General features: G+C 62.8%; 23 protein-coding genes and 1 pseudogene. 10 read left to right on the forward strand and 14 right to left on the reverse strand.

The annotated features are described in order from the left end of the window. Positions 1–8: 8 nt before the first annotated feature. Entirely contained in the window at positions 9–533 is a 525-nt protein-coding gene (locus DDE76_RS10695; RefSeq protein WP_104892825.1) for an HPP family protein, read from the reverse strand. 98 nt (positions 534–631) lie between these two features. After that, entirely contained in the window at positions 632–1600 is a 969-nt protein-coding gene (locus DDE76_RS10700; protein WP_104894846.1) for a zinc-binding dehydrogenase, read from the reverse strand. A 110-nt stretch (positions 1601–1710) separates the two neighbouring features. Between DDE76_RS10700 and DDE76_RS10705 the strand changes: the two genes are divergently transcribed. Next, on the forward strand, positions 1711–2520 hold the full coding sequence (locus DDE76_RS10705; protein WP_104892824.1) for a siderophore-interacting protein: 810 nt from the start codon (positions 1711–1713) through the stop codon (positions 2518–2520). Between the two features lie 220 nt (positions 2521–2740). On the opposite strand, the gene DDE76_RS10710 is transcribed toward DDE76_RS10705, so the two are convergent. Both DDE76_RS10710 and DDE76_RS10715 read right to left on the reverse strand, forming a co-directional pair. Next, positions 2741–3625: a carbohydrate kinase family protein gene (locus tag DDE76_RS10710; RefSeq protein WP_104892823.1), complete on the reverse strand. Its 885-nt coding sequence runs from the start codon at positions 3623–3625 to the stop codon at positions 2741–2743. Beyond that, a complete protein-coding gene (locus DDE76_RS10715; RefSeq protein WP_104892822.1) occupies positions 3622–4557 on the reverse strand; it encodes a pseudouridine-5'-phosphate glycosidase in 936 nt (311 codons plus the stop codon). The genes DDE76_RS10710 and DDE76_RS10715 overlap by 4 nt, the downstream gene beginning before the upstream one ends. Before the next feature lie 440 nt (positions 4558–4997). Here DDE76_RS10715 and DDE76_RS10720 point away from each other — a divergent pair, with 440 nt between their 5' ends. From DDE76_RS10720 to DDE76_RS10735, 4 genes are read left to right on the forward strand one after another with little or no spacing between them, the layout of a single operon-like run. Continuing rightward, a complete protein-coding gene (locus DDE76_RS10720) occupies positions 4998–6089 on the forward strand; it encodes a polyamine ABC transporter substrate-binding protein (protein WP_104892821.1) in 1092 nt (363 codons plus the stop codon). A 58-nt stretch (positions 6090–6147) separates the two neighbouring features. Beyond that, positions 6148–7302, forward strand: coding sequence for an ABC transporter ATP-binding protein (locus DDE76_RS10725; protein WP_104892820.1), 1155 nt, complete (start codon positions 6148–6150; stop codon positions 7300–7302). Beyond that, positions 7299–8252: an ABC transporter permease subunit gene (locus DDE76_RS10730; RefSeq protein WP_104892819.1), complete on the forward strand. Its 954-nt coding sequence runs from the start codon at positions 7299–7301 to the stop codon at positions 8250–8252. The genes DDE76_RS10725 and DDE76_RS10730 overlap by 4 nt, the downstream gene beginning before the upstream one ends. A gap of 1 nt (position 8253) precedes the next feature. Beyond that, entirely contained in the window at positions 8254–9063 is an 810-nt protein-coding gene (locus DDE76_RS10735; RefSeq protein WP_104892818.1) for an ABC transporter permease subunit, read from the forward strand. A gap of 39 nt (positions 9064–9102) precedes the next feature. Here the strand turns inward: DDE76_RS10735 and DDE76_RS10740 are convergent, their stop codons facing one another. Next, a complete protein-coding gene (locus tag DDE76_RS10740) occupies positions 9103–10113 on the reverse strand; it encodes a nucleotidyltransferase family protein (RefSeq protein ID WP_198650891.1) in 1011 nt (336 codons plus the stop codon). A 496-nt stretch (positions 10114–10609) separates the two neighbouring features. Between DDE76_RS10740 and purU the strand changes: the two genes are divergently transcribed. Further along, positions 10610–11464 (forward strand): formyltetrahydrofolate deformylase, encoded by an 855-nt coding sequence (purU, locus tag DDE76_RS10750; RefSeq protein ID WP_104892815.1) that lies wholly within the window; start codon positions 10610–10612, stop codon positions 11462–11464. Between the two features lie 35 nt (positions 11465–11499). Here the strand turns inward: purU and DDE76_RS10755 are convergent, their stop codons facing one another. The 5 genes and pseudogenes from DDE76_RS10755 to DDE76_RS10775 form a co-directional block, all read right to left on the reverse strand. Continuing rightward, positions 11500–11928 carry an RrF2 family transcriptional regulator gene (locus DDE76_RS10755; protein WP_104892814.1) on the reverse strand — a complete coding sequence of 143 codons (429 nt, stop codon included), beginning with the start codon at positions 11926–11928 and terminating at the stop codon, positions 11500–11502. Between the two features lie 704 nt (positions 11929–12632). After that, positions 12633–14363, reverse strand: a pseudogene (locus tag DDE76_RS10760) (cation:proton antiporter domain-containing protein); the annotation flags it as partial. A 239-nt stretch (positions 14364–14602) separates the two neighbouring features. Beyond that, positions 14603–15694 (reverse strand): ATP-dependent DNA helicase, encoded by a 1092-nt coding sequence (locus DDE76_RS10765; protein ID WP_104892812.1) that lies wholly within the window; start codon positions 15692–15694, stop codon positions 14603–14605. After that, positions 15694–16377 (reverse strand): fumarylacetoacetate hydrolase family protein, encoded by a 684-nt coding sequence (locus DDE76_RS10770; RefSeq protein WP_245891881.1) that lies wholly within the window; start codon positions 16375–16377, stop codon positions 15694–15696. The genes DDE76_RS10765 and DDE76_RS10770 overlap by 1 nt, the downstream gene beginning before the upstream one ends. Further along, the gene (locus DDE76_RS10775; protein ID WP_104892810.1) at positions 16370–17431 is read right to left on the reverse strand and encodes an aldo/keto reductase; all 1062 of its coding nucleotides are present in this window, start codon (positions 17429–17431) and stop codon (positions 16370–16372) included. The genes DDE76_RS10770 and DDE76_RS10775 overlap by 8 nt, the downstream gene beginning before the upstream one ends. Positions 17432–17562: 131 nt before the next feature. Here DDE76_RS10775 and DDE76_RS10780 point away from each other — a divergent pair, with 131 nt between their 5' ends. From DDE76_RS10780 to DDE76_RS10790, 3 genes are all read left to right on the forward strand, one after another. Further along, positions 17563–17937, forward strand: coding sequence for a GFA family protein (locus DDE76_RS10780; protein WP_104892809.1), 375 nt, complete (start codon positions 17563–17565; stop codon positions 17935–17937). A gap of 18 nt (positions 17938–17955) precedes the next feature. Further along, positions 17956–18828 carry an EamA family transporter gene (locus DDE76_RS10785; RefSeq protein WP_245891882.1) on the forward strand — a complete coding sequence of 291 codons (873 nt, stop codon included), beginning with the start codon at positions 17956–17958 and terminating at the stop codon, positions 18826–18828. 62 nt (positions 18829–18890) lie between these two features. Next, entirely contained in the window at positions 18891–19292 is a 402-nt protein-coding gene (locus DDE76_RS10790; RefSeq protein ID WP_104892808.1) for a YciI family protein, read from the forward strand. On the opposite strand, the gene panC is transcribed toward DDE76_RS10790, so the two are convergent. The 4 genes from panC to DDE76_RS10810 form a co-directional block, all read right to left on the reverse strand. After that, a complete protein-coding gene (panC, locus tag DDE76_RS10795) occupies positions 19272–20126 on the reverse strand; it encodes a pantoate--beta-alanine ligase (RefSeq protein WP_104892807.1) in 855 nt (284 codons plus the stop codon). The genes DDE76_RS10790 and panC overlap by 21 nt on opposite strands. After that, positions 20123–21331, reverse strand: a complete 1209-nt coding sequence (gene coaBC, locus DDE76_RS10800) for a bifunctional phosphopantothenoylcysteine decarboxylase/phosphopantothenate--cysteine ligase CoaBC (protein WP_104892806.1) — start codon at positions 21329–21331, stop codon at positions 20123–20125. The genes panC and coaBC overlap by 4 nt, the downstream gene beginning before the upstream one ends. 2 nt (positions 21332–21333) lie before the next feature. Continuing rightward, positions 21334–22152: a 3-methyl-2-oxobutanoate hydroxymethyltransferase gene (gene panB, locus DDE76_RS10805; protein WP_104892805.1), complete on the reverse strand. Its 819-nt coding sequence runs from the start codon at positions 22150–22152 to the stop codon at positions 21334–21336. A gap of 111 nt (positions 22153–22263) precedes the next feature. Then, positions 22264–22824 carry a pseudouridine synthase gene (locus DDE76_RS10810; RefSeq protein ID WP_104894844.1) on the reverse strand — a complete coding sequence of 187 codons (561 nt, stop codon included), beginning with the start codon at positions 22822–22824 and terminating at the stop codon, positions 22264–22266. A 261-nt stretch (positions 22825–23085) separates the two neighbouring features. Between DDE76_RS10810 and DDE76_RS10815 the strand changes: the two genes are divergently transcribed. Further along, positions 23086–24246, forward strand: coding sequence for a tyrosine-type recombinase/integrase (locus DDE76_RS10815; protein WP_342748375.1), 1161 nt, complete (start codon positions 23086–23088; stop codon positions 24244–24246). Positions 24247–24700: the final 454 nt, after the last annotated feature.

Raw genomic sequence — 24700 nt, forward strand, 5'->3', positions numbered from 1 at the left:
ATGGCTCCTCAATCCTTCTCGACTTCCTCGGCCAGCGGCAGCGGGTAGCGCCGCCTTTGCGGCGGCAGGCGATGCAATAGGGTGCCCATCACCACCAGCAGCAGGCAGGCCAGGAACAGCACGACAAACAAGGTCACCGCGTCCACACGGCCGGTATAGGTCAGGAGCGGCACGGCCGCTGCCGGGGGATGGGTGACGCGCAACGCCAGCATGACCAGCATCACCAGCCCCACGCAGAGCGTGGCCAGCCAGAACGGCTCGGGCACCACCGACATGGCCAGCACCGCCGCGACCGTACCAATGAAATAGCCCGCGAAGATGTTGATCGGCTGCGCATTTGGCGATTCAGGTTGCCCAAAGATCACCAGCGCCGTTGGCCCCAGCGGCGCCAGCAGCAAGGGCAGACCGGTGACCGCCGAGAGATAGCCGATCAGCGTCACCGCCGCCGCGGTGGCAGTGGCCGATTTGGCGTGCACCCGCCAATCCTTGCGGGGTTCGTGCCGGGCAATGAATCGGGCGATCAGGGGGTGCATGCTGCCGCCTTGCAGGAAAAAGGGGTCTGCCCATATAGGCAAACCCCTTGCCTGCTGTCAGCCCTGTGCACTGCCAATGCAGCGCCGCCAGGCAGCAGCTAGCCTTGAATGGCAATCTTGCCTTTGCGGCCCGGCTCGCCGCTGGCCGCCACCGCCGCCGCGACAGCATCGATTGAAAAGGTCTTCTCGACCGGCATCTTGAGCTTTCCGCTTGCAGCATCGGCGATCAGTTCGCCGAGCAATTGGCCGACCCGCTCCGGCTTGACCGGTGGATTGGCGCCCCAGAAGCCTTTGACCGTGATGCCGCGGAACAGCAGGTCTGCCGCCGAAATCTGCAGCGGTTGGGCCGTCATCGCGCCAAAGCTGATCAATTCGGCCCCATCGCCAAGGATGCTCAGCAACTGGGTTGCCCCCTTGCCGCCCAAGGACTCAATTCCCCGCACGACAGGCGCACCGCCGGTGATCGCCCGCACCTTGTCCTGCCAGCCCTCGCCTTCGGTCGCCACCACGCTGTCAAAGCCCAGTGCTGCCAGCTCTTTGACGGCCTCCGCCCGCCGCACCAGACCCAGAACATTGATACCAAGGGCCGCGCCATACTGCGCCACCAGCTTGCCCACGGCGCCATTGGCGGCGTTCAGGGCAATCCACTGCCCGGGCTCGACACCCAGCGTGTCGAGCAGCATCTTGGCGCTGAGCGGCATGGCTACGAGCTGGCAGGCCGTGGCATCGTCGACACTCTCGGGCACCGGAACCAGGCGGCGCGCATCGGCCAGGTAATATTCGGCCCAGGTGTTCTGGGCGCCACCAGCAACGCGCTGCCCGACTTGCAGGTTTTCCACCCCCTCGCCCAGGGTCTCGACAACGCCGACGGCCTCCTTTCCCGGGACCGCAGGAAGCGCGGGCTTGAAGCCATATTGACCGGCAATGGTCATCAGGTCGTGATTGTGGATAGGCGAGAGCACCATGCGCACCAGGACTTCGCCTGGTCCCGGTTCCGGACGCGCAGCCTCTTGTGTTGAAAGAACCGTTTCGGGCTGGCCGAACCGAGCATAGACCGCGCGCTTCATTGTCATCTCCATTGCAAGATGCCGCAGAGATAGGCGCATTGACGCTTACGTCAAGCTTGTCACGACAGAATCTCTCCGCTAATTCCTGATTAACAATATCAGGATAACTCATGCTCGAGACTGCCGCCAATGCCCGCGTCATCCAGCGCATCCGCCACGACACCCGGCTGCGCCTGCTGACCGTCACCGGGATCACCGACATCACGCCACTGATGCGCCGCATCCGGCTGGAAGGGGACATGACCGGCTTCGTCTCGCCCGGCCATGCCGACCACATCAAGGCCTTCTTTTTCCCCGAGGGCACGCCGAGCGAACTGCCGCCGGTCGGCCCCAATGGTGCCCAGTTCCCGCCCGGCACCAGGCGCGAGATGCGCGACTACACGCCGCGCTATTGGAGCGTGGATGAGGGCTGGATCGATCTCGATTTCGTGCTGCATGGCGATGGCCCGGCTTCTGGCTGGGCCGCTTCTACGCAGATCGGCGACACGCTGGTGATCGGCGGGCCAAGGGGCAGCCAGGTAGTGCCGCTGGCCTTCGATTGGTATTTGCTGGCCGGCGACGAAACCGCCCTGCCCGCCATCGGCCGCCGCATCGAGGAATTGCCAGCCGGCATACCAGTCGTTGCCGTGATCGAGGTTGAGAGCAAGGCCGAGGAACAGCACTTCGAAACCGAAGCCGACATCACCCTGCTCTATGTGCACCGCAACGGGGCGCCCGCCGGCACCACCAGCCTGGTGCGGGACGCCATTGCCGCTGCCGGCTTCCCGCCTGGTGAGGCCTATGCCTATATCGCGGGCGAAGTGAACATGGCCCGGGCGGTCAAGGCGCACCTGATCGAGGAACGCGGCTTCAATCCCGAATGGGTCAAGGCCGCTGGTTATTGGCATCTGGGCATCGCCGACGCCCAAGAGGATCACTGACTTCGAGGCGGCGGCAAGGCCGCAAAATCCTTCCTGTGGAAGGATTTTAGCTGAGAAGGCCATGAGAACTGGGCTCGAATGGCGGAGCCGTCCCGCAGAGCAAATCGCGCCAGTGGCGCGATTTGAGGCAAGAAGGCCATGAGGACTAGTCCCGAATGGCGAGCCCGGCGGCAAGGGGAGAAGGGACCACGGCCCCGATGATCATCATCGACCCGCTATTCTATCGCGGCTGCCCACCCACCGCCTGAACCGCCTTGGCGCCGCCTGCGATCCCGGCCGTCAAACACGTTGCCGCGCTCTCGCCGCGCAGCAACGCCGCAACGAAGCCAGCGGCGAAGGCATCGCCCGCCCCGGTGGTATCGACCACCTTGACGATGGGTGCCGGCTGGCTCATCCGCACCCCGTCCCGGTCGCCCAGCGCCGCACCAAACTGGCCGCGCTTGATCACCACTTGGTCAAATTGCTGGCCAAGCGAGCGCATCTGTGCATCGAAATCGGCTTCCCCGGTCAGCAGTTCCGCTTCGCTTTCATTGGCGAAAAGCCAACTGCCCGCGCCGACCCAGCCCAGGAACACGGCCGGTCCCACCTCCTCGAGAAAGCCGGTCGAGGCCGGATCAATGGCGATGGCCACATCCCTCTTGCGGGCGGTCCGCAGGAGCCGCTGCACCGCCATGCGCGGTCCCGATGCAAAAAAGCTATACCCTGAGACCAGCACCAGTCCCACGCCCTCAAGCAGGCTTTCCGGAAGATCAGCAGGGCTCAAATTGAGATTGGCACCCCGGTCGGTCAGAAAGCTGCGCTCCCCCGAAGGATCGAGAATGGTCACCAGCACTCCTGAGGGCAGATCCTGGTCCCCGGCAAGCGCCGGCACCACGCCCTGACCGCGGAAATAGTTTTCATACATGGGCCGGTCAGCGGCCCCGACCCGGGCGGCAAACAGCACATCGGCGCCGGCCGCGCCCAGCCAGACGGCCTGGTTGGCCCCTGACCCGCCCGGCCGGTTGCGGATTTCCGCACGCCGGTCCGAGCCAGGCACGATGGGCCCTTCGGGCCGGACGATGATGTCGGTCATCACATCGCCGACCACCAATACGCGCGCGCTCATGCCGGGCGCGAAGCGAGCTGGCTCGACAGCGCCACGGCGATCTGGGCGGCGACCTTGGCGTTGTTCTTGACCAGCGCGATATTGCTCTCCAGCGACTTGCCGCCAGTCAATTCGAAGATGCGCTGCAACAGGAAGGGGGTGGTCGCCTTGCCCTTGATCCCCTGCGCCTCGGCATCGGCGAGCGCCTGGGCAATAAAGCCCTCAATGGCACCGGCTTCCCAGGCATCACTTTCGGGAATGGGGTTGGCGATCAGCACACCGCCCATATTGAGGTCGGACTGGATGGCGAGCAGCTTGGCCACGTCGCCCGCCGTATCGAGGCGCTGGTCGACCTTGAAGCCACTGGTGCGTGCCCAGAAGGCGGGAAAATCCTCGGTGCCAAAACCCAGTACCGGCACGCCATTGGTTTCGAGCACTTCGAGCGTCTTGGCGATATCGAGGATCGACTTGGCCCCGGCGCAGACCACGGCCACCGGCGTGCGGCCAAGCTCTTCAAGATCGGCGGAAATATCAAAACTGTCCTCGGCGCCGCGATGCACGCCGCCAATGCCGCCCGTGGCAAAGATGCGGATGCCGGCCAGTGCCGCAATCTGCATGGTGGTGGCAACCGTCGTGCCGGCCATGACGCCACTGGCCAGCAGCGCCGCCATGTCGCGGCGGCTGGCCTTGGCAGCCTTGTGCCCCTCTTCGGCCAGGCGCTGCAGATCCTCGCCCGATACCCCGACACAAAGCCGGCCATCCATGATGGCAATGGTCGCAGGCACCGCACCATGCGCGCGCACCACGGCCTCGACCTCCTGCGCCATGCTCAGATTCTGCGGATAGGGCATGCCATGGGTGATGATGGTCGATTCCAGCGCCACCACCGGCTTGCCCGCAGCCAGCGCCGCTTTGACATCGCCTGAAACCGACAGATAGGCCTTTGCACTCATTGTGTTCTACTCCGAAACGCTCATTTGCCGCCTGTGGGCGGCGTGATTGGGCGAGCTTGTGCGCCCCGGCAACCATGCGGTCAAGTCCCGTAAAAAACAGCGTCCACACCGCCTTGTCGGCCTTCTGGTTTGTCGATAATTTGCCTTTGTGCTTGAGAGGGAAAGGACACTTCGCTGGCTAGATCCATTGTTGACGGCGCATCGTCTGCGCCTCGATACGCGCCCGATTTCGGGTTGATCGCCGCAAGAGTTCCGGGCGCCTTCCGGCGCCGCCCACGCGCGCATATCCATCTCCGTTTCATCCCATTTCCGGGGTCTCCCAGATGAGGCCCCGGGGTTGAGCCGCGGCTCTATCCGCGAACCGGCGCATGGCGCCTCGAACCGGCTGTCCCCGCACATGCCAATCGCCTCCACCACAGTCCCCACAGGAGACTAAACTGATGAAAAAGTCGCTCGCCATTGCCCTTGGCGCTGTACTGGCTGCGAGCCCTGCCATTGCGCAGGAGGAGCCGGTGCTCAACGTCTATAACTGGTCCGACTACATTGCCGAGGACACCATCGCCAATTTCGAGGCGGAGACCGGCATCCAGGTCAATTATGACGTCTATGACAATAACGAGATCGTCGATGCCAAGCTGCTGGCCGGCAATTCGGGCTATGATATCGTCGTTCCCTCGGGCAACTTCCTCGAGCGCCAGATCCAGGCCGGCCTGATCCTCGAACTCGACAAGTCCAAGCTGACCAATCTGGGCAATCTCGACCCGGCCGTGATGGCGACCGCCGCCAACCAGGACCCGGACAATGCCCATGCCGTGCCCTATATGATCAACACCATCGGCCTGGGCTACAATACCGCCAAGGTGACCGAAGCGCTCGGCCCCGATGCGGATCTGGAAAGCTGGGACCTGCTGTTCAAGCCCGAAGTGGTCGAAAAGCTCGCCGGCTGCGGCGTCGCCGTGCTCGACAGCCCCTCCGAAGTCATGGGCATTGCCCTGCACTATCTCGGTCTCGACCCCAATTCGGAGAGCGAGGAAGACCTGGCAGCGGCCGAAGCGCTGATGAATTCCATCAAGCCTTCGATCCGCTACTTCCACTCCTCGCAATATATCGACGACCTGGGCAATGGCGAGATCTGCCTGGCCCTGGGCTATTCGGGTGACATCTTCATCGCCGCCGATGCCGCCGCTGCGGCCGGACAGGGCGTTGAGGTGACCTACCTGATCCCCAAGGAAGGTGCAGCGACCCTGTTTGACTTCCTGGCCATCCCCGCCGATGCCCCGCATCCGGAAAATGCCCATGCCTTCATCAACTACATCCTCGAACCCGAGGTCGTAGCCGCCATCACCAACTATGTCTTCTACGCCAACCCGAACCTGCCGGCGCTGGAATTCGTGGACGAAGAGGTCAAGTCGAACCCCGGTATCTATCCGCCTGCCGAGACCATCGAAAAGGCATTCGTGATGCAGGCACACTCCCCCGATTACGAGGAAGTGCTGACCCGCACCTGGACCCGCATCAAGACCGGTCAGTAAAACCACGTTGCGAAGGGCGGCCCGCGCCGCCCTTCACCCCTTCGGATAGAGAGCACCAATGGCCAAGAAGCCGCAGCAGCTAGCCATCGACACGCGTCCCTGGCGCGACACGGCCAACAACAAGCCTTTCGTGCGCATCAAGAATGTCTCGAAGAAATTCGGCGACATTATCGCGGTGCACGAGGTCTCGCTCGACATCTACAAATCCGAACTGTTCTGCCTCCTGGGGGGCTCGGGTTCGGGCAAATCGACGCTGCTACGCATGCTGGCGGGCTTTGAAACCCCAACCTCTGGCACCATCGAAATCGACGGCCAGGACATGACCGAAGTGCCGCCCTATAACCGGCCGGTCAACATGATGTTCCAGTCCTATGCGCTGTTTCCGCACATGAGCGTGGAGCAGAACATTGCCTATGGCCTGAAACGCGACGGCCTGCCGCGCGCCGAGATCGCTGCGCGGGTCAATGAACTGCTGGTCCTGGTCAAGCTCCAGGACTATGGCAAACGCAAGCCGCACCAGCTCTCCGGCGGCCAGCGCCAGCGCGTCGCGCTCGCCCGCGCCCTGGCCAAACGCCCGAAATTGCTGCTGCTCGACGAACCGCTCGGCGCGCTCGACAAGAAGCTGCGCGAGGAGACCCAGTTCGAACTGGTCAAGATCCAGGAACAGCTCGGTGTCACCTTCATCGTGGTCACCCACGACCAGGAAGAAGCAATGACCCTGGCCACCCGCATCGGGGTGATGAACCAGGGCGAGATCGCCATGATCGGCGAGCCCACCGATATCTACGAATTTCCCAATTCGCGCTTCGTTGCCAATTTCATCGGCTCGGCCAATATGGTTGAGGGCGTGGTTTCCGAGGACGAGCCCGACCATGTCCGCATCCGCTCAAGCGAGCTGGGCTGCGACATCTATGTCGGCCACGGCGTCGACTGCGCGCCCGAACAACGCCTCTGGTGGGCCATCCGGCCCGAGAAAATGGTCCTGAGCCGCGAGCAGCCCGCGGGGCTTCACGGCGCCAATGTGGCCACCGGCATTGTCGAGGAGATCGCCTATCTGGGGGATATCTCGGTCTATCAGATCGCGCTTGAGAGTGGCAAACGCCTCCGCGTCAGCCAGACCAATTCGGTGCGCGGCAATCCCGACGCCATCACCTGGGATGAGACCGTCTATGTCACCTGGGACGAAGACGCCGGCTCGGTGCTGACGTCATGACCGCCACCCACGATCCCACCATCCCGCCGCCCCGGCGGCTAAAGCCCTGGAACGCCGTCGAAAAAGGCCTGGCCCGGGTCGGCATTACCGGCCGCATGCTGGTGCTGATCGCGCCGCTTATCTGGCTCCTGGTGTTCTTTCTCGTGCCCCTGGCCGTGGTGTTCGGCATTTCGCTGGCGAACAAGCAGTTCGGCCGCCCGCCTTATACCCCGCTCCTCACCAGCGAAGAAGGCACGGTGCAACTGACATTGCACCTAAACAACTATATCCGCCTGTTCACCGACAATCTCTATGTCGCGGCCTATCTGAGCTCGATCCGCATCGCGGCGATTGCCACGATCATCACCCTGCTGGTCGGTTACCCCATGGCCTATGCCATTGCCCGCGCTCCCGATCGCTGGCGCAATATCCTGCTCATGCTGGTGGTGCTGCCCTTCTTCACCTCCTTCCTCCTGCGCGTCTACGCGCTGACCGGCTTCATGCGCGGCAATGGGGTGATCAACCAGTTTCTCGGCCTGTTCGGCATCGAACCGATCGTGATGATGCAGACCGATTTTGCAGTCTATGTGGGCATTGTTTACACCTACCTGCCCTTCATGATCCTGCCGCTCTACACCACGCTGGTGAAGCTCGACGTGTCCCTGTTCGAAGCCTCGGCGGATCTGGGGGCCAGGCCCATCCACACCTTTCTCTTCGTCACCCTGCCGCTCTCGCTGCCCGGTATTATTGCCGGCTCGATGCTGGTCTTCATTCCGGCCATTGGCGAATTCGTCATTCCATCGCTGCTGGGCGGCCCGGAAACCTTGATGATCGGCCGGGTACTCTGGGACGAGTTCTTCAGTGCCACCAATTGGCCGCGCGCCTCCGCCGTGGCGGTGGCCATGTTGCTGGTCGTGGTGGTGCCCATCATGCTGTTGCAACGCGCCCAGGGCGCAGTGGTGGAGAAATAGCATGCGCAAAGGCTGGTTCCTTCCCATCGCCGCGGCCTTGGGCTTTTCGTTTCTCTACGCGCCCATCGTCTCGCTGGTCATCTTTTCGTTCAATGAATCGAGCCTGGTCACTGTCTGGTCCGGCTTTTCGACCAAGTGGTATGGCGAGCTGTTCAGCGACCCGCAATTGCTCGGCGCGGCCTGGTTGAGCCTGCAGATTGCCGCGCTCAGCGCCAGCATCGCCCTGGTGCTGGGCACGCTGGCCGCCATTGCCCTGGTCCGCTTCCGCCGCTTTCGCGGCCGCACCCTGTTTGCCGGCATGGTGTCGGCCCCCCTGGTCATGCCCGACGTGATCACCGGTCTGTCGCTGCTGCTGCTCTTTGTGGCCATGGAAGGTTTTCTGGGCTGGCCGCAAGGGCGCGGCATGCTGACCATCGTCATCGCTCACGCCACCTTTTGCACCGCCTATGTCTGCGTGGTGGTGCAGTCGCGCCTGTCCGATTTCGACCGCAGCCTGGAAGAGGCCGCCATGGATCTGGGCGCCTCGCCGGTCCGCACATTTTTCGACATCACCCTGCCCATCATTGCCCCGGCATTGGTCTCGGGCTGGCTGCTCGGCTTCACCCTTTCGCTCGACGATCTGGTGATCGCCAGCTTCGTGTCCGGCCCCGGCTCGTCAACCCTGCCCATGGTGATCTTTTCCAAGGTGCGCCTGGGCGTCTCGCCCGACGTCAATGCGCTGGCCTCCATCATCATCGGCATCGTGGCCTTGGGCGTCCTGGCCGCAACGATCATCCAGTTGCGGAGCAAGCCCAGGGATCGGCAGGTCTGACCGCTGCCTGGAAGAGCAGCAAGCAGGGAACGCTGCTAACTAGAGACCGTTCAGCACGCTCCTCGTGTCGGGCATCCGTGTGAGGGAGTTGGCAATGTGTTCGCGGCAGCGCGGGCCAACGTTCATGGCGGTGGCATAGGCGCGGCGCAGATCGTCCGGCCGATCATCCGCCAGGACTTCGATCAGGAAGGCCGCTTGTTCGCGGTCCTTTGAGGATTTCAGATTCCCCGCGTCCTCACGACGCCGATCCGCGATGATCAGCTTGTGGATTGCGAATTTCTCAGGGCGTGGCACCTGCACAAGAACACCAGATCTGTAGATAGCCGCTGCATGGATCGGCTCGGCTATTAGGAAGTTGAGATAGTTCAACGCCTGAGCGTTGACGCCGAGCGCGGGCAAGTCTCGAATTGTTTCCTCACCGAACGCGGGAGTTAGGAATTCTACGAGCTGGCCGCTGCCGCCCTGGGCCCAACGCCAGATTCGCGCCGGATCAAGCCCAGGCACGGGGTCGAACTTCAGCGTCGAGAACGTCTCGGCCAGCCCCGGATCGACTTGATCTTCCAGGGCGAGGCTGAGCTTCTCGAACTGGGCCATGTCGATGTCACCGGTATTTGCCACCCCCCCCAATGGCAGGCGTAAGCCAAGCTCACCTTCGTAGAGGCGAAAGGCGTTCGTGCCGACAATGGTCCCGCCCAGTCGAAATGTCCCGGCGCCTGCCAAGGCAGACAGGATGGAGCCGGTGGCCCGGTCGGTTGGTGTCATGCCCTCTGCACGTAAGAGGCGCACCAGCCGTGACCGTTCGGCCTGCCGTTCCTTCGCTGTTGCGCGCAGTGCTTCGATCTGGTCGATACGCGCGCGCGTTTCGGCTCCGTCCTCGCCGATGTAGAAGAAGCGCATTTCTGTTCCGACGCGGCGCGCGGCGTACCAATAGGCCTTTTCGCCCCGCTGCTTTAGAGTAGGTTTGCCCTCTGAGTCAGATACGGCATCGTCCCTGAGCAAGCGGACAAGATCGGTGTATGCGCTCATTGCTATGCTGCTGAGTGCGGTCATGCCTATCACTTTCAGTTATTGCTTGGCACATTGTACCTATCAAAATAGAAATTTGCTAGGCACGCAAGAAAGCTGACTTTGTGTGGGCAGAGGCCAAGCTGACCTCGCCCATAGTGCTGCCCGCAACAACGAACTTTCGTGACTGGACAGATCCCCAAAACGGGCGCAAGCTCACCCCATGTTCAACAAAAGCAAAGGAGGTGATCCAGTGTCTTATGAGGTTTTGGCTCTTGAGGAAGGTCTGGGTTTTCATGTGTTGAGCGGGAGTGATCTCGGCTAGCAACACACCTCCCGGCCCCTCAAGGTCGATAAGCTCAGGAAGGGCTGTCCGTAAGGGCAGCCCTTTTCTGTTGCGCCGTTCGCCACCTGCACAGCCCAAGGCTTGACGGATGGCGCCAAGCCATTGATACCGCTGGCCGAGCACCCGCGCCGCCACACCAGCCGATTGCCGGTTTCGGTTTGGACGCGCGACACAAAAAATCTCGGGAGGCCCGCATTGTCTTCGGCCAATTTCGTACTCACCCTTAGCTGCACCGACCGGCCCGGCATCGTGGCTGCCGTCACCACCGAGCTGGCGGCGCTCAAGGCCAATATTGCTGAAAGCAATCAGTTCTGGGATCGCGAGACCGGCCGCTTTTTCATGCGCCTGGCCTTTACCGCCCCGCAGGGTGTGAGCCGCGAGAGTATCGAAAAAGCGCTCAAATCACCCATTGAGCGCTTCGACATGAAGACGGCGCTTTCCGATGAGAGCCGCAAGAAGCGCGTTGTCATCATGGTCTCCAAATTCGACCACACGCTATTGCATCTGCTCTATCAGATCCGCGTTGGCTGGCTCGACGCCGAGGTCGCCGCCATCGTCTCCAACCATGAAGACGCCCGCAAGATCGCCCAAGACGCTGGCGTGCCCTTCCATTTTCTGCCCGTCACCAGGGAGACCAAGGCTGATCAGGAAGCCCAGGTGCTCGAGATCGTCAAGTCCACCGGCGCTGACCTTGTGGTGCTGGCGCGCTACATGCAGGTGCTCTCGGACAATCTCTCGACGCGTCTTTTTGGCCAGGTGATCAATATTCACCACTCCTTCCTGCCCAGCTTCAAAGGCGCCAAGCCCTATCACCAAGCCCATGAGCGCGGCGTCAAGATCATCGGCGCCACCGCCCATTACGTCACGCCCGATCTCGATGAAGGCCCGATCATCGAGCAGGAAACCGCCCGCGTGACCCATGCACTGAGCCCCGACGATCTGGTCGCCGCCGGCCGCGACATCGAAAGCCGCGTGCTGGCCCGCGCCGTCAAGTTGCACCTGGAAAACCGGGTCATGCTCAATGGCAAGAAGACAGTGGTGTTTGGGTAAGGCGTACTCGATCGGGGGATTAGGTGGGGTATTCCCTAAACCGGCAGATCTTCCAGGTTGAGCGAATCCGCCAGGCTGGTCCGGTCGAGGACCGCTCGCGTCGCCAGCGTCACCCGCTCGAACACATGCCGGATTTCGCAAGACCCCTCATCCTGGCAGTCCGAGCATTTCTTGTAGGCGATCTTGGAGAGGCACGGCAGCGGCGCGATGGGACCGTCGATCAGCCGCAGCACCTCACCATAGGTGATTTCCTCGGGGGCCTTGAGCAGTTCATAGCCCCCCATGCGGCCCCGGCGGGAATTGACGATACCGGCACGTTTGAGCTCGAGCAGGATCTGCTCGAGGAACTTCTTGGGGATCGCCTGGTCCTTGGAAATCTCACCGATCATCCGGCTCTGTCCACGACCGGCCCTTGCCAGCGACACCAGTGCCCGCAAGGCATATTTGGCCTTTTGCGAAATCATCCATTCCCCCCGAACGTATGGCAGAGCGGCGGGCTACGTGCTCCCTGCCGGTCTTCTGCCCAATAGATTGCGGTACCCGCGCGCCTGTCCCGGGAGGTCCAGTTCGCGGGCCCAGGTTAGTCTTTTTTCTCCGGCGCGACTGGTGGCACAGCCTCGCCTATATCTTCCTTGTCAGGCGCCGCGTCCTCGCTCACCACGGTATTGTCCCCTGTCTCGGCGGCCACCTGCTCATCATCACCGCTGGCCGGTGCCGGCTGCGGCGGTACGATCTCGTCGATGGCGGCGGGCGCTTCGCCGACCAGCGGTGTGTCGATAATCGGTTCGATCACCGCCGGTGGAATATCGCTCTCCGGCTCTGCCTCTGCGGGTTTGTCCCCATCCAATGGCTCTGCCACCGCCTCCAGCACTGGCAACGCGTCTGGCGCGGCATCCTCGGTCTCATCGGGCTCCGCAGTGCTTGCAGCAACGGCCTCGTCACCCTCCGTTCCAGCCGTTTCCGGCAACGGTTCGGCATCCTCACCCTGCTCACTGATCGCCGCTTCGGTCAGCGCCGCGCCCATGGCCGCATTGGCCAGGATATTCTCGGCAGCGGGCAGCTTGGCCTCGCCGGGCAGATCGCTGCCCGGGCCGTTGCCGCTCGCATCGCTGCGCAGATAGGTCAGAATGCCCCGGCCGATCTCCTGCTCGCCGCGAATGATCGTGGTCGCGCCCAGATTGCGCAGGAAGCTTTCTTCCTCTTCCGAATAGGCTCTGGAGATAATCGCAATGCCAGGATTGAGCTTGCGCCCGCTTTCGCAGACCGAGCCGGCCTCAAAGCCATTGGAAATGGCCACCAGGAGGGCCTTGGCTGCGCCCAGATTGGCGAGCTTGAGCACGTCTGCGCTGGCGGCATTGCCGAACACCACCTCAAAACCTTCGGCGCGGGCCGCGGCCACATCGTGATCGGAATCCTCGATCACCACCAACCCGCCGCCATCGGCCTTGATACCGGCGGCGACAATGCGGCCCACCTGGCCATAGCCGACCAGCACGGTATGACCGGTCTGGTGCGAGGGCTCGCCCGTATCGTCATCGGCACCCGGCGCGCCCCGATCCACCGCGCCTTCCGAGGGGGCATCGCTGGTCGCCGGGCCTTCGGCCGCCATGGATGGCTCCATGCGGGGCTCTGCAGGCGGCGGTTCGACGCCTTTTTGCCGGGCCACGCGCTGCTCCAGCCGCGGCTTGACCAGGTCGAGCACGAAGAACACCACCGGATTGAGCACGATGGAGATCAGCGCACCGGCCAGGATCAGGTCCTTGCCTTCACTGGGCAGAATGGCCAGCGCCACGCCCATGCTGGCCAGGATGAAGGAAAATTCGCCGATCTGCGCCAGCGAGGCCGAAATGGTCAGTGCGGTCGAGATCGGGCGCTTGAACAGCACCACGATCCAGAAGGCGGCCAGCGACTTGCCGATGACAATGATAAACACCGTTGCCAGCACCAGCAGGGGCTGGGTGATGATGATGCTGGGATCAAACAGCATGCCCACCGAGACAAAGAACAGCACCGCGAAGGCGTCGCGCAGCGGCAGGGTTTCCTGGGCGGCGCGATGCGACAGCTCGCTTTCCGAAAGGATCATGCCGGCAAAGAAGGCGCCCAGCGCCAGCGAAACGCCGAACAGCACCGAGGAGCCCAGCGCCACGCCCAGCGCAATGGCCAGCACCGCCAGGCGGAACAATTCGCGGCTGCCTGTATGGGCCGTGCCGTGCAGCGCCCAGGGGATCACCCGGCGTCCCACCACCAGCATGAAGCCGACAAAAGCCGCAACCTTGAGCAGCGTCAGGCCCAGTATGCCCCAGATGCCGATCTCAATGCCCAGAAGCCGGGTGACAAAGGACACAAAGGGATCGTGCAGCCCTTCACCGCCGCCATTTATGCTGGCAATCGCCGGCACCAGGACCAGCGCCAGCACCATGGCCAGGTCTTCCACGATCAGCCAGCCCACCGCGATGCGGCCGCGCTCGCTTTCGATCAGCCGGCGGTCCTGCAGCGCCTTGAGCAGCACCACGGTGGAGGCCACCGACAGCGCGAGGCCGAAAATGACCGACGCAAACAGGCTCCAGCCCAGCAGCAGCCCCAGGCCGGCCCCGAGCACGGTGGCAAAGCCGATCTGCACCACGGCGCCAGGAATGGCCAGCGCCCGCACGCTCATCAGATCCTTGAGCGAGAAATGCAGGCCCACGCCGAACATCAGGAGGATCACCCCCAATTCGGCCAGCTCCAGGGCCAGTTCCTGATCCGCCACGAAGCCCGGCGTAAAGGGGCCCACAATGATACCGGCAAACAGATAGCCCACCAGCGGCGGCATGCGCAGCCGATTGGCCACCATGCCGAAAATATAGGCCAGCACCAGACCCGCAACGATCGTTGAGATCAGGGGGGTGTCATGGTGCATTCGCGCCTCCGGCCGGTTCAGGTTATGTCGATCAAAACAATGGGGTATGGCGGCCCATGCGCGCAAGCCTTTATGCGCAAAGGCATATGAGCCATTCGCAGCAGGACAGCCACGAAGCTCTATAAATCCGGTCAAGTATGGTGGAACTTTGACTCGGTGGCAGGCAAAATCGAGCCGGTGGCTCGATTTTAGAGTCAAAGGCCTTGAGCCCTATGGGCGATTGGCGGACCCGTGCCCCCTCACCCCACGATGGTGATCTTCTCGGCCGCCCGCGTAATCCCGGTGTAAAGCCAGCGCGCCCGCTCCTCGCGGAACACGAAGCTCTCGTCGAACAGATAGACATTATCCCACTGGCTGCCCTGCGCCTTGTGCACCGTCAGGCAATAGCCGAAGGTGAACTCGTCGAACTGGCGCCGCTCGGGCCAGCTCATCGCGTCCTCCTCGCCCGACAGGAACGCCTTGTGGGTCAAGACACGGGTTTCACCCTTGCCTTCATCATCAGCCAATAACAGCGACCATTTGCCGTTCGAGCGCCGCGTCGCTTCGGTGACGATCCAGATCTGCCCATTGAGCAGGCGTTTGCGCGGATTGTTGCGCAGGCACACCATGCGGTCGCCCACCACCGGCTCATGGAACGGAAGCCCCTTCAATTCGCGCAAGCGATCATTATAGGTCAGCCGCGTCTTGTTGCGCCCCACCAGCACCTGGTCGGCTTCCAGCACCGCCTCGCGATCCACCGAATCGCGCCCCACCACCAAGCTCTCACCATAGCGGCCATGCTCGAGATAGCCGCCCTCGCGCACTGCCATGGAAAGCTGGATGATCGGATTGTCCGCCGCCTGACGATGAATTTCGGTCAGCATGATGTCGGGCTCGGTATTGATGAAGAATCCTGCCCCCTGCACCGGCGGTAGCTGGAACGGGTCGCCCAGCACCAGCACTTTCACCCCGAAGCTCAGGAGGTCCGCGCCAAGCTGCTCGTCGACCATCGAGACTTCATCGATGACGATCAGATCGGCATCGGCTGCCGGGCTTTCCGGATCGAGTACGAAGCGCGGCTCGCCCTCCTTCTCGCTCACCAGCGTGTAGATCAGGCTGTGTATGGTCTGCGCGCCCTTGCAGCCCCGCTTGCGCATGACCATGGCCGCCTTGCCGGTAAAGGCGGCATATTTGACGCTTCGCACATCCTGCGCCAGATGCACCGCCAGGGTCGATTTGCCGGTGCCCGCCCAGCCGAACAGGCGAAACACCTGCGGCCCATTTCGGTCCTTCAGCCAGGCCGACACCGCGACCAGCGCCGCATCCTGCTGGCTCGACCAGACCGGCGGCATCAGCCGATCACCGTCGAGACCGTGCCGACCCCCTCGATATTGCCCTCCAGCACATCGCGCCGCCGCACCGGGCTGACCCCGGCCGGTGTGCCGGTCAGGATCAGATCGCCGGCCCGCACCGTCACCAGGCGGCTGAGATAGGCAATGGTCTCGGGCACGCTCCAGATCTGGTCGCCCAGATCGCCCCTTTGCCGCTCCGCACCATTGACGCTGAGCGTAATCGCGCCTGTTGCCGGATGGCCGATGGCCTTGGCCGGCGCAATGGTGCCGACCGGCGCGGATTGGTCGAACCCCTTGGCCATGCTCCAGGGACGCCCGGCCTTTTTCGCTTCTGCCTGCAGGTCACGCCGCGTCATGTCGAGCCCGGCGGCATAGCCGAAGACGTGCTCGAGCGCGGCGTGCTCGCCAATATTGGCGCCATCCCTGCCAATGGCTACCACCAGTTCGATCTCATGCTGCAGATCGCGGGTCTGCGGCGGGTAGGCGATGGGCGCACCATCAATCACCACCGCATCGGCCGGCTTGGCAAAGAAGAATGGCGGCTCGCGCGCATCATTGCCCATTTCCCTGATGTGCTCTGCATAGTTGCGGCCCACGCAATAAACCCGCCGCACCGGAAAGAACCCGCCGCCGGCCACCGGAATCAGCACCGGCTGCGGCGCTGGAAAAACCAGATCAGCCACGCTTGAACTCCTCGGCATAAGGCCCGATCAGGTCGAGATCCACCGCGCTCAACCGGTCCTGCGCGGTAAACGACTGGTGCCAATAGGGATAGAGCAGCGGCGGCCGGCTGACCGCATCGAGCCGCGCCCGTTCCTCGTCGGAAAGCTTGAACGCAGCCGCCGCGATATTGTCGGCAAACTGTTTCTCATTGCGCCCGCCGATAATCACCGAGGTGACGCCCGGCCGGCCCAGCAGCCAGCTCAGCGCCACCTGCGCCCCCGAAACGCCGCGCGCCTCGGCAATGGCCACGATTTCCTCGATGACGGTATAGAGCTTGTCCCAGTCATAAACCGGTGGTTCGCGGAAACCCCCGACATGGCGCCCGCTGTCCGGGCCGCTGTTCCGGCGATATTTGCCCGAAAGCAGCCCGCCCGCCAGCGGCGACCAGATCAGCATGCCCAGACCCTGGTCCTGCGAAATCGGCACCAGTTCATATTCGGCATCGCGGCTATGCAGCGAATAATGGATCTGCTGGGAAATGAAGCGCTGGCCCTGGCGTTTGTCTGCCGCCATCAGCGCCTTCATGATGTGCCAGCCCGAATAGTTCGAGCAGCCAATATAGCGCACATGCCCATGGCGCACGAGCGTATCGAGCGCCTCCATGGTCTCCTCGATCGGCGTCATGCCATCCCATTCATGCACCTGGTAAAGATCGATCACATCGGTCTTGAGACGCTTAAGGCTTTGCTTGCACTGGTCGATGATGTGGTGACGGGAAAGCCCGATTTCATTGGGCCCCTCGCCCATCTTGAACCGTACTTTGGTGGCCACCAGCGCCTTCTGCCGCCGGCCATTCTCGGCCAGCACCGCGCCCAGGATTTCCTCGGACACCCCGGCATTATAGACATTGGCCGTGTCATAGAGATTGATCCCGGCATCCAGGCACATATCGACCTGTCGCGCCGCATCTTCCCGGCTCGTATTGCCGATCTTTTCAGACCCGCCAAAGGTCATGGTCCCCATGGTCAGCACCGAGACTTTCAGCCCCGAGCGTCCGAGATAGCGGTATTCCATGGATTCCTCCTTTGTTCCGGCAGAGACAGGACTAAAGGGGGGAAGGATTGGGGTCAATCTTGGTCTTTGCCAACACCTTGTCGCAGCAATGGCAAAGCCGCTATGGATAACCTCAAGAGCAGGGGTCAGGAATGGCGGCACCACAAGCATCAACACCGGTTGTCGCCCGCTGCCATTGCGGCGCAGTCACATTGACCCTCGGCGCGCCTCCCACCCAGATTACTCATTGCAATTGCAGCCTCTGCCGCAGCTATGGCGTGCTCTGGGCCTACTACGCCAAGGCCGACGTTCAGATCGATGCCGGCACGCCCACCCAGAGCTATGCCTGGAACGGCAAGAATGTCGATTTTCACCGCTGCGCCAATTGCGGTTGCATCACCCATTGGTGGCCGCGCAAGGACAGTCGGGACCGCGTCGGCATCAATGCACGCCTGCTCGACCCGGGCCTGATCGAGGCCGCCACTCTTGTCCGCAAGGATGTGGCCGGCACCGGTCTGTTTCACTGAGAACAGAAAGCCCCATCCGTGCGGCCCAATTCCATCCTCCTGCCCGTCCTGCTCGTCACCTTGGGCATGGTCTTCACCCAGACCGGGGCCAGCTTCGCCAAAATGCTGTTTCCGCTGGTCGGTGCAGGCGGCGCCACCGCGCTCCGGCTGACCCTGGCGGCCCTGGTGCTGATTGCCGTGTTCCGCCCCTGGCGCTTTTCGCTGGGGCCCAGGCAATGGCGCGCCGTGCTTCTCTATGGCGGGGCCATGGGCGCCATGAACCTCTTTTTCTATGCCGCGCTTGAGCACATTCCGCTCGGCATTGCCGTGGCGCTCGAATTCACCGGACCGCTGGCCGTGGCGCTGTTCGGCGCCAGAAAGCTTGTTGATTTCCTCTGGATCGTCCTGGCCGTCGCCGGCTTTGCCCTGCTCTTGCCCTGGACCCAGACCGGCGGGGACATTTCCCCTATCGGCGTCGTCCTGGCCCTGTGTGCCGGCGCCTGCTGGGCCGGCTACATCATCTTCGGACAGCGTGCTGGCATAGGGGGTGGCGCCCATATCGCCGCGCTCGGCGTTGGCACCGCCGCACTGATCGCCGTGCCGTTCGGGGTGGCCACCGCTGGCACCAGCCTGCTCGATCCGGCGCTCTTGCCATTGGGGCTGGCGGTGGCGCTGATGTCGAGCGCCATTCCCTATGCCCTCGACATGGTAGCTTTGCCCCATATGCCGTCGCGCCTGTTCGGCATATTGATGAGCGGGCAACCGGCTTTGGCGGCGCTTTCGGGCCTTGTCATCCTGCATGAAACCATCGGCCCGGTGCAGCTTGCCGGCATGGGCGCGATCATGCTCGCCTCCATCGGGGCGACCTTGACCATTGCCCGGCAAACGCCGCCGCCCTTGCCTGACCCATGACGTCTTGGAATTGCCGTTCTGGCTTGGCATAGTCCCGGTCGCTGCGTGATGAGGGACCCCAAATGCTCTACGCCATTCTCTGCTACAATGAGGAAAACGTCGTTGCCACCTGGACCAAGGAGGAGGACGACGCCTGCATGGCACGCCTGATGGAGGTCCAGTCCAGCATGGCGACCAGGGGCAAGCTCGGCCCGGTCGTCCGGCTATGGAACACCAATGAGGCCAAGACGCTCAAAAAGGCCAATGGCCAGCCCGCCGTGTTCGACGGCCCCTTTGCCGAGACCAAGGAACAATTCCTCGGCTTTTATGTCGCCGACTGCGAATCCATGGATGACGCGCTCGATTTTGCCCGCGAACTGGCCAAGGCCAACCCCGGCACCGGCTCCTACGAAATCCGGCCGCTGCGCTTTTTCGGTGACAACAAGCTGGCCAGCACCGAAATGCTAAACGTCGCCGCTGAGTAAGAGATTATCGATCAGCCGCGTCGTGCCCAGATGCGCGGCGACGGCCAAGAGCGCGCCGCGCCCGCCCACCCTGGCGATGGCCCCGAGACTTTCGGGGTCGCGCACCTCCCAATACTGCACCTTGATCCGGTCTGATTGCGCCAGCACGTCCAGCCCGATCTGCGCCAGCTTTTCCGCATCGCGCTCCCCGGCTTCATAAGCCGTGGCGACCGTTTGCAGGCTCTGATGCAACAACGGCGCCGCCGCCCGGTCTTCGGTCGAAAGATAGACATTGCGCGAGCTCAGCGCCAACCCGTCGGCCTCGCGCACGATCGGCCCGCGCAGGATGTCGACCGGCACGTCGAGGTCGCGCACCATCCGCTCGATCACCGCGCATTGCTGCGCATCCTTCTGCCCGAATACCGCCACATGCGGCTGCACCAGATTGAACAGTTTCAGCACCACCGTGGTCACGCCGCGGAAATGCCCCGGCCGCGTGGCGCCGCACAGCGGCCCGGACACCATGGTCTCCTCGACCATGGTCGACGCGCCGGGCGGATACATATCCTCGACCGAGGGCAGGAACAGAGCATCGACCCCAGCCGCTTCAAGCTTGTCGATATCGGCCTCAATGGGGCGCGGATATCGCGACAGATCCTCGTTTGGCCCAAATTGCAGCGGATTGACGAAGATCGAGGCAATGACAATGTCCGCCGCCCCGCGCGCCTGCGCCATCAGGCTCATATGCCCTTCATGCAGTGCGCCCATGGTCGGCACGAAGCCCAGCCGCGTCCCCTCGGTCAGCTTGGCGCGCCAGGCCCGAAGGCTCGCCTTGTCCCGCAGAATAAGCGTCATGCAATGCGATCCCAGATCTGCCGGGCAATATCGGCCTTGGCGCCCAGCGCCAGTTCATGCCGCTCACCCTTGGCCGAAAGCAGCACGCCGGCATTGGTGCTGACCGCAAAGCCGGTCTGGCCCGCAGCGCCCAGCTTGCTCACCGCATTGGCAAACAGGAAATCGAGCCCCTTGGCTTCGAGCTTGCCCAGCCCATGCTCTTCCACATTGTCGGTCTCGGCGGCAAAGCCGAGGAACCATTGCCCGTTCGCGGCTTGTCTGAGGCTGCCCAGCACATCGGTGGAGGGCACCAGGTCAAGCGCAATGGCATCCGAGGCGCGTTTGAGCTTGCTGGCCGAAGGTGAGGCCACCGCATAGTCCATCACCGCCGCCGTCGCGACGACCCCGGTGGCCTGTGGCAATTTCTCCAGCGCGGCAACCGCCATCTCCTCGGCGGTCCGCACCTCGACAAGGTGCAGCCGGCTTTCCGACCCGCGCGGCGGCACCGGGCGCACCACGCCCTTGTCGACGCCCAGCACATAGTCCACCACCGCGCCGCGCCGCAGCGCTTCTTCGGCCATGGCCGCACCCATCCGCCCGGTGGAATGGTTGGTGATATAGCGCACCGCATCAATTGCCGTGGTCGTTGGCCCCGCGGTGATCAAAATCCGTTCATCTTGGAGGTCCTGGACCGGTGGCACGACCGCCGCCTCGATCGCTGCAACAATGCTCGCCACGGGCGCCAGCTTGCCCATGCCCACCTCGCCACAGGCCAGAAGCCCCGATGCTGGCTCGATTACCGTCGCCCCACGCCCCACCAGCGTCTGCAGATGCTGCTGCACGATCGGCTTGCCCCACATCACCGTATTCATCGCCGGCGCAATCAGGATCGGCGCCTCGGTGGCCAGCGCCACCGTCGAGGGCAGGTCGTCGGCGAGCCCTAAAGCCAATCGAGCCAGCATGTTAGCGCTGGCCGGGGCGAACACCATCGCATCCGCCCAGCGGGCAAAGTCGATATGCTCTGTGCCTGATACATCGGGCCCGAACTGCTCGAACCGCGCCTTGCGGCCGCTCAAGGTTTCAAGCACCAACGGCGAAACAAACTCTGTCGCGCTTCTGGTAAGAAGGCACTGCACCTGATGTCCGGCTTTACCCAGTTCGGACACCACATCAGCAATTTTGTACGCCGAAATCGAGCCGGAAACGGCAATCAGGATATTGGCCATGATCAATCGGCCCTGAGCACGAGCGGGATCGGCCCGCGCTTCGTCTTGGTCTCGGCCACATAGTCGCCCACGGCCGTCCGGATCACTGAAGCCACATCGGCACGCGGCCTGGCAAAACTCGGCGGCGGCGTGATGTTGAGCCCGATCAGATCGTTGATCACCAGCACCTGTCCCGCGCAATCCTTGCCCGAACCAATGCCAATGGTGGGAATGGTCAAGCTCTGGGTGATTTCGGCCGCCAGCGCCGGGGTGACGCATTCGAGCACAATGGCAAAAGCCCCCGCCGCTTCCAGCGCCTGGGCTTCTGCACGCAGCCGCTCGGCCGAAGCCGCGTCCTTGCCATGCATGTAATAGCCGCCCATCTGGTGCACGTGCTGCGGGGTGAGGCCAATATGGGCGACCACAGCAATGCCATGGGCCACTAGCTTCTCCACCACTGGCACCATGGCCAGGCCACCTTCGATCTTGACCGCCTCGACCCCGGTTTCCTTGAGCACCCGCATCGCATTGACCAGCGTTGTATCCGGATCGGTCACCGCGCCAAACGGCAGGTCGCAGACCAGCAGCGCGCGCTGCGAGCCGCGCTTGACTGCGGCCGCATGGCGGATCATGTCGTCCAGCGTCACCGGCAGCGTCGTCTCATGCCCGAGCACCACATTGCCCAGGCTGTCACCGACCAGGATCATGTCCGCGCCCGACATGTCGACCAGAGCGGCCATGGTGGCATCATAGGCCGTAAGCATGGCCACCGCCTCGCCGCGCCGCCGCATGGCAGCAATGTCGCGGATGGTCAGGCGCTTTGAGGGGGTCTGGGCTGACATGGCAGCACTCCTCCAACCCTGCCCGGTCCAATATGGTCCGGGCTTTTGTGGGGGAGATAGGCCAAACCGGCACCGCGCGCCAGCCCTTCATTGGTGCTATGCGTCGGGCGTTCAGCGACGGGTGGCCCCCATGCCGGCCCGGACCGCGCGCCACTCTCCGGGTGCAATGCCCGCCAGTGTCCAATCGGCCACACGCCAGCGCACCAGCCTAAGCGTGGGCAGGCCCACCGCCGCCGTCATCCGCCGCACCTGCCGGTTGCGCCCCTCGGTAATGCTCAACTCGATCCAGTGATCGGGCACGCTCTTGCGAAACCGAACCGGCGGATCGCGCGGCCAGAGATCGGGCGGCGCGATCAGCTTCGCCCTGGCCGGTCGCGTCGGACCGTCCTTGAGCGTGATACCCTTGCGCAATTGCGCCAGCGCGGCCTCGTCCGGCTCGCCTTCGACCTGCACCAGGTAAGTCTTTTCCTTGTTGTATTTCGGCGAGGAAATCTGCGCCTGTAGCGTGCCGTCATCGGTCAGCAGCAACAGCCCCTCGCTGTCCTTGTCCAGCCGCCCGGCCGGATAGACGCCTTTCACCGCGACGAAGTCGGCCAGCGTCTCGCCAGGCCCACCCCCGGTGAACTGCGACAGCACCCCATAGGGCTTGTTGAAAAGGATCAGGCGCGCCATCGAAACCAGATAACAGGAGCAAGTTTTGCCGCCCGGCATGGCGGCCGGAGGGATCAAAGTCAACGTCATGAAAGGAAGTGGCGGAGAGAGAGTCCGCCACACCATAGTTCGCCACACTTCGTCATTCAACTTTTTTTCACGTTATTTCAGTTATTTGGAGCAGCAACCTTGCGCCATTGATCGCCATTATGCACCTATATCCACCAATTAGAGTGGGAGCAAAAGTGGGAGTGATCGGCTTTGCTGAATAAACTATCTGACGTGAAATGCCGATCCAGCCGGCTTGGGGCCGGGCGCCATTCCGATGGTGGGGGACTCTACCTTCTGGTTTCTAAAGCAGGCACTAAATCCTGGGTGTTCATGTGGACGCCACCCGGCGGGAAGCGGCGCGAGATGGGGCTAGGCCCCTTCCCTGCTGTCGGCCTAGGCGATGCCAGGCGAGCCGCAGAAGAGTCACGGGCAATGGTTGCGGCAGGTCTAGACCCTATTGAGCAAAGCCGAATGGCGAAGGTGGAAATTCCAACCTTTGGCGAGGCCAGCAGCAAATTCCTTGCCGACATTGAGGGTGGCTTTCGGAACGAGAAACACCGTCGGCAATGGCACATGACACTCGAAACCTATTGTGACGCCGAGATGCGCGCGAAGCCAGTGGGCGATATTAGCACCGATGACGTTTTGCGCGCCGTGCAGCCGCTTTGGGCGACGAAGAATGAAACGGCTTCTCGTCTACGCGGGCGGATCGAGCGGGTGCTGGACTATTCCAAAGTAAAGGGCTGGCGCTCGGGCGAAAATCCCGCCCTGTGGCGCGGGCATCTGAAGAACGTCCTGCCACCTCGCCGTAAGCTTCAGCGCGGCCACCACGCCGCTATGCCGTCGAAGGATTTGCCGACCTTCATGGTTCGCCTCCAAAAGTCCGAAGCTATGGCAGCACGAGCCTTGGAGTTCCTGATTCTCAACGCATCCCGTTCGTGGGAGGTGTTGGGGGCCAGGTGGGAAGAGTTCGATTTTGAGGACAAAATATGGACGGTACCGGCGGAGCGCATGAAACCTGGCGTAGAACACCAGGTTCCGCTGTCCGACGCAGCTTTGGCTATCGTTGCTAGACTCGCAGAGCACAAGGTTGGTGATTACGTGTTTTTCGGACAGCGAACAGGTCGGCCGCTTTCTTCATCTTCAATGGACATGCTTATGCGCCGAATGAAGGTACATATGTACACGGTTCACGGATTTAGATCGACGTTCAGGGATTGGGCTGGTGATCATACAGAGGTCCAGCGGGAGGTAATCGAGGCGGCTCTGTCCCACTTGATAGGTACGGCGACCGAACGCGCCTATCGGCGGAGCACTGCGCTTGCAAAGCGTCGCAAATTGATGACGACCTGGGCGGGGTTCTGCAACGGAGGGCCAACCCAACATGAGTGAAGAGTCAGACGCTCTGCCGCCAGAATTCGCACCTGAGCCGCTCTGGTACAATCTGGCGACCGATATCGGGCAGGTATTGCATGACGAGCATGGCATACCTCCGCAGTCGGCTCGCAATATCGAAGAGTTGGCGTGCGCACTAAGTAGCGTGGAAATGCTGTGGTGGCACTCGCGGACGCGTCAGACCAATAGCAGCACTATGCCGCTCCGCAGCTTGGAGAAGTTGCTAAAATCGACTGACACCCTCCAAAAGATGGCTAAATCACCAAGCCTCGCGGACGCTGATGCCCGCCGCCGTCTCGCTTTGGCGTGGGCGAAACTGCAGGGTGAACCGCGCCGGGACTGTCGGAGGCTCTAACTCCCAATTAGGATAGAGCCTGATGAGCAAGACAACGAACAAGTTTTCCCCTGAGGTGCGAACCCGAGCGGTGCGGATGGTGCTGGAGCATGGCGG

The organism is Devosia indica (assembly GCF_003056405.1).
Lineage (GTDB): Bacteria > Pseudomonadota > Alphaproteobacteria > Rhizobiales > Devosiaceae > Devosia > Devosia indica.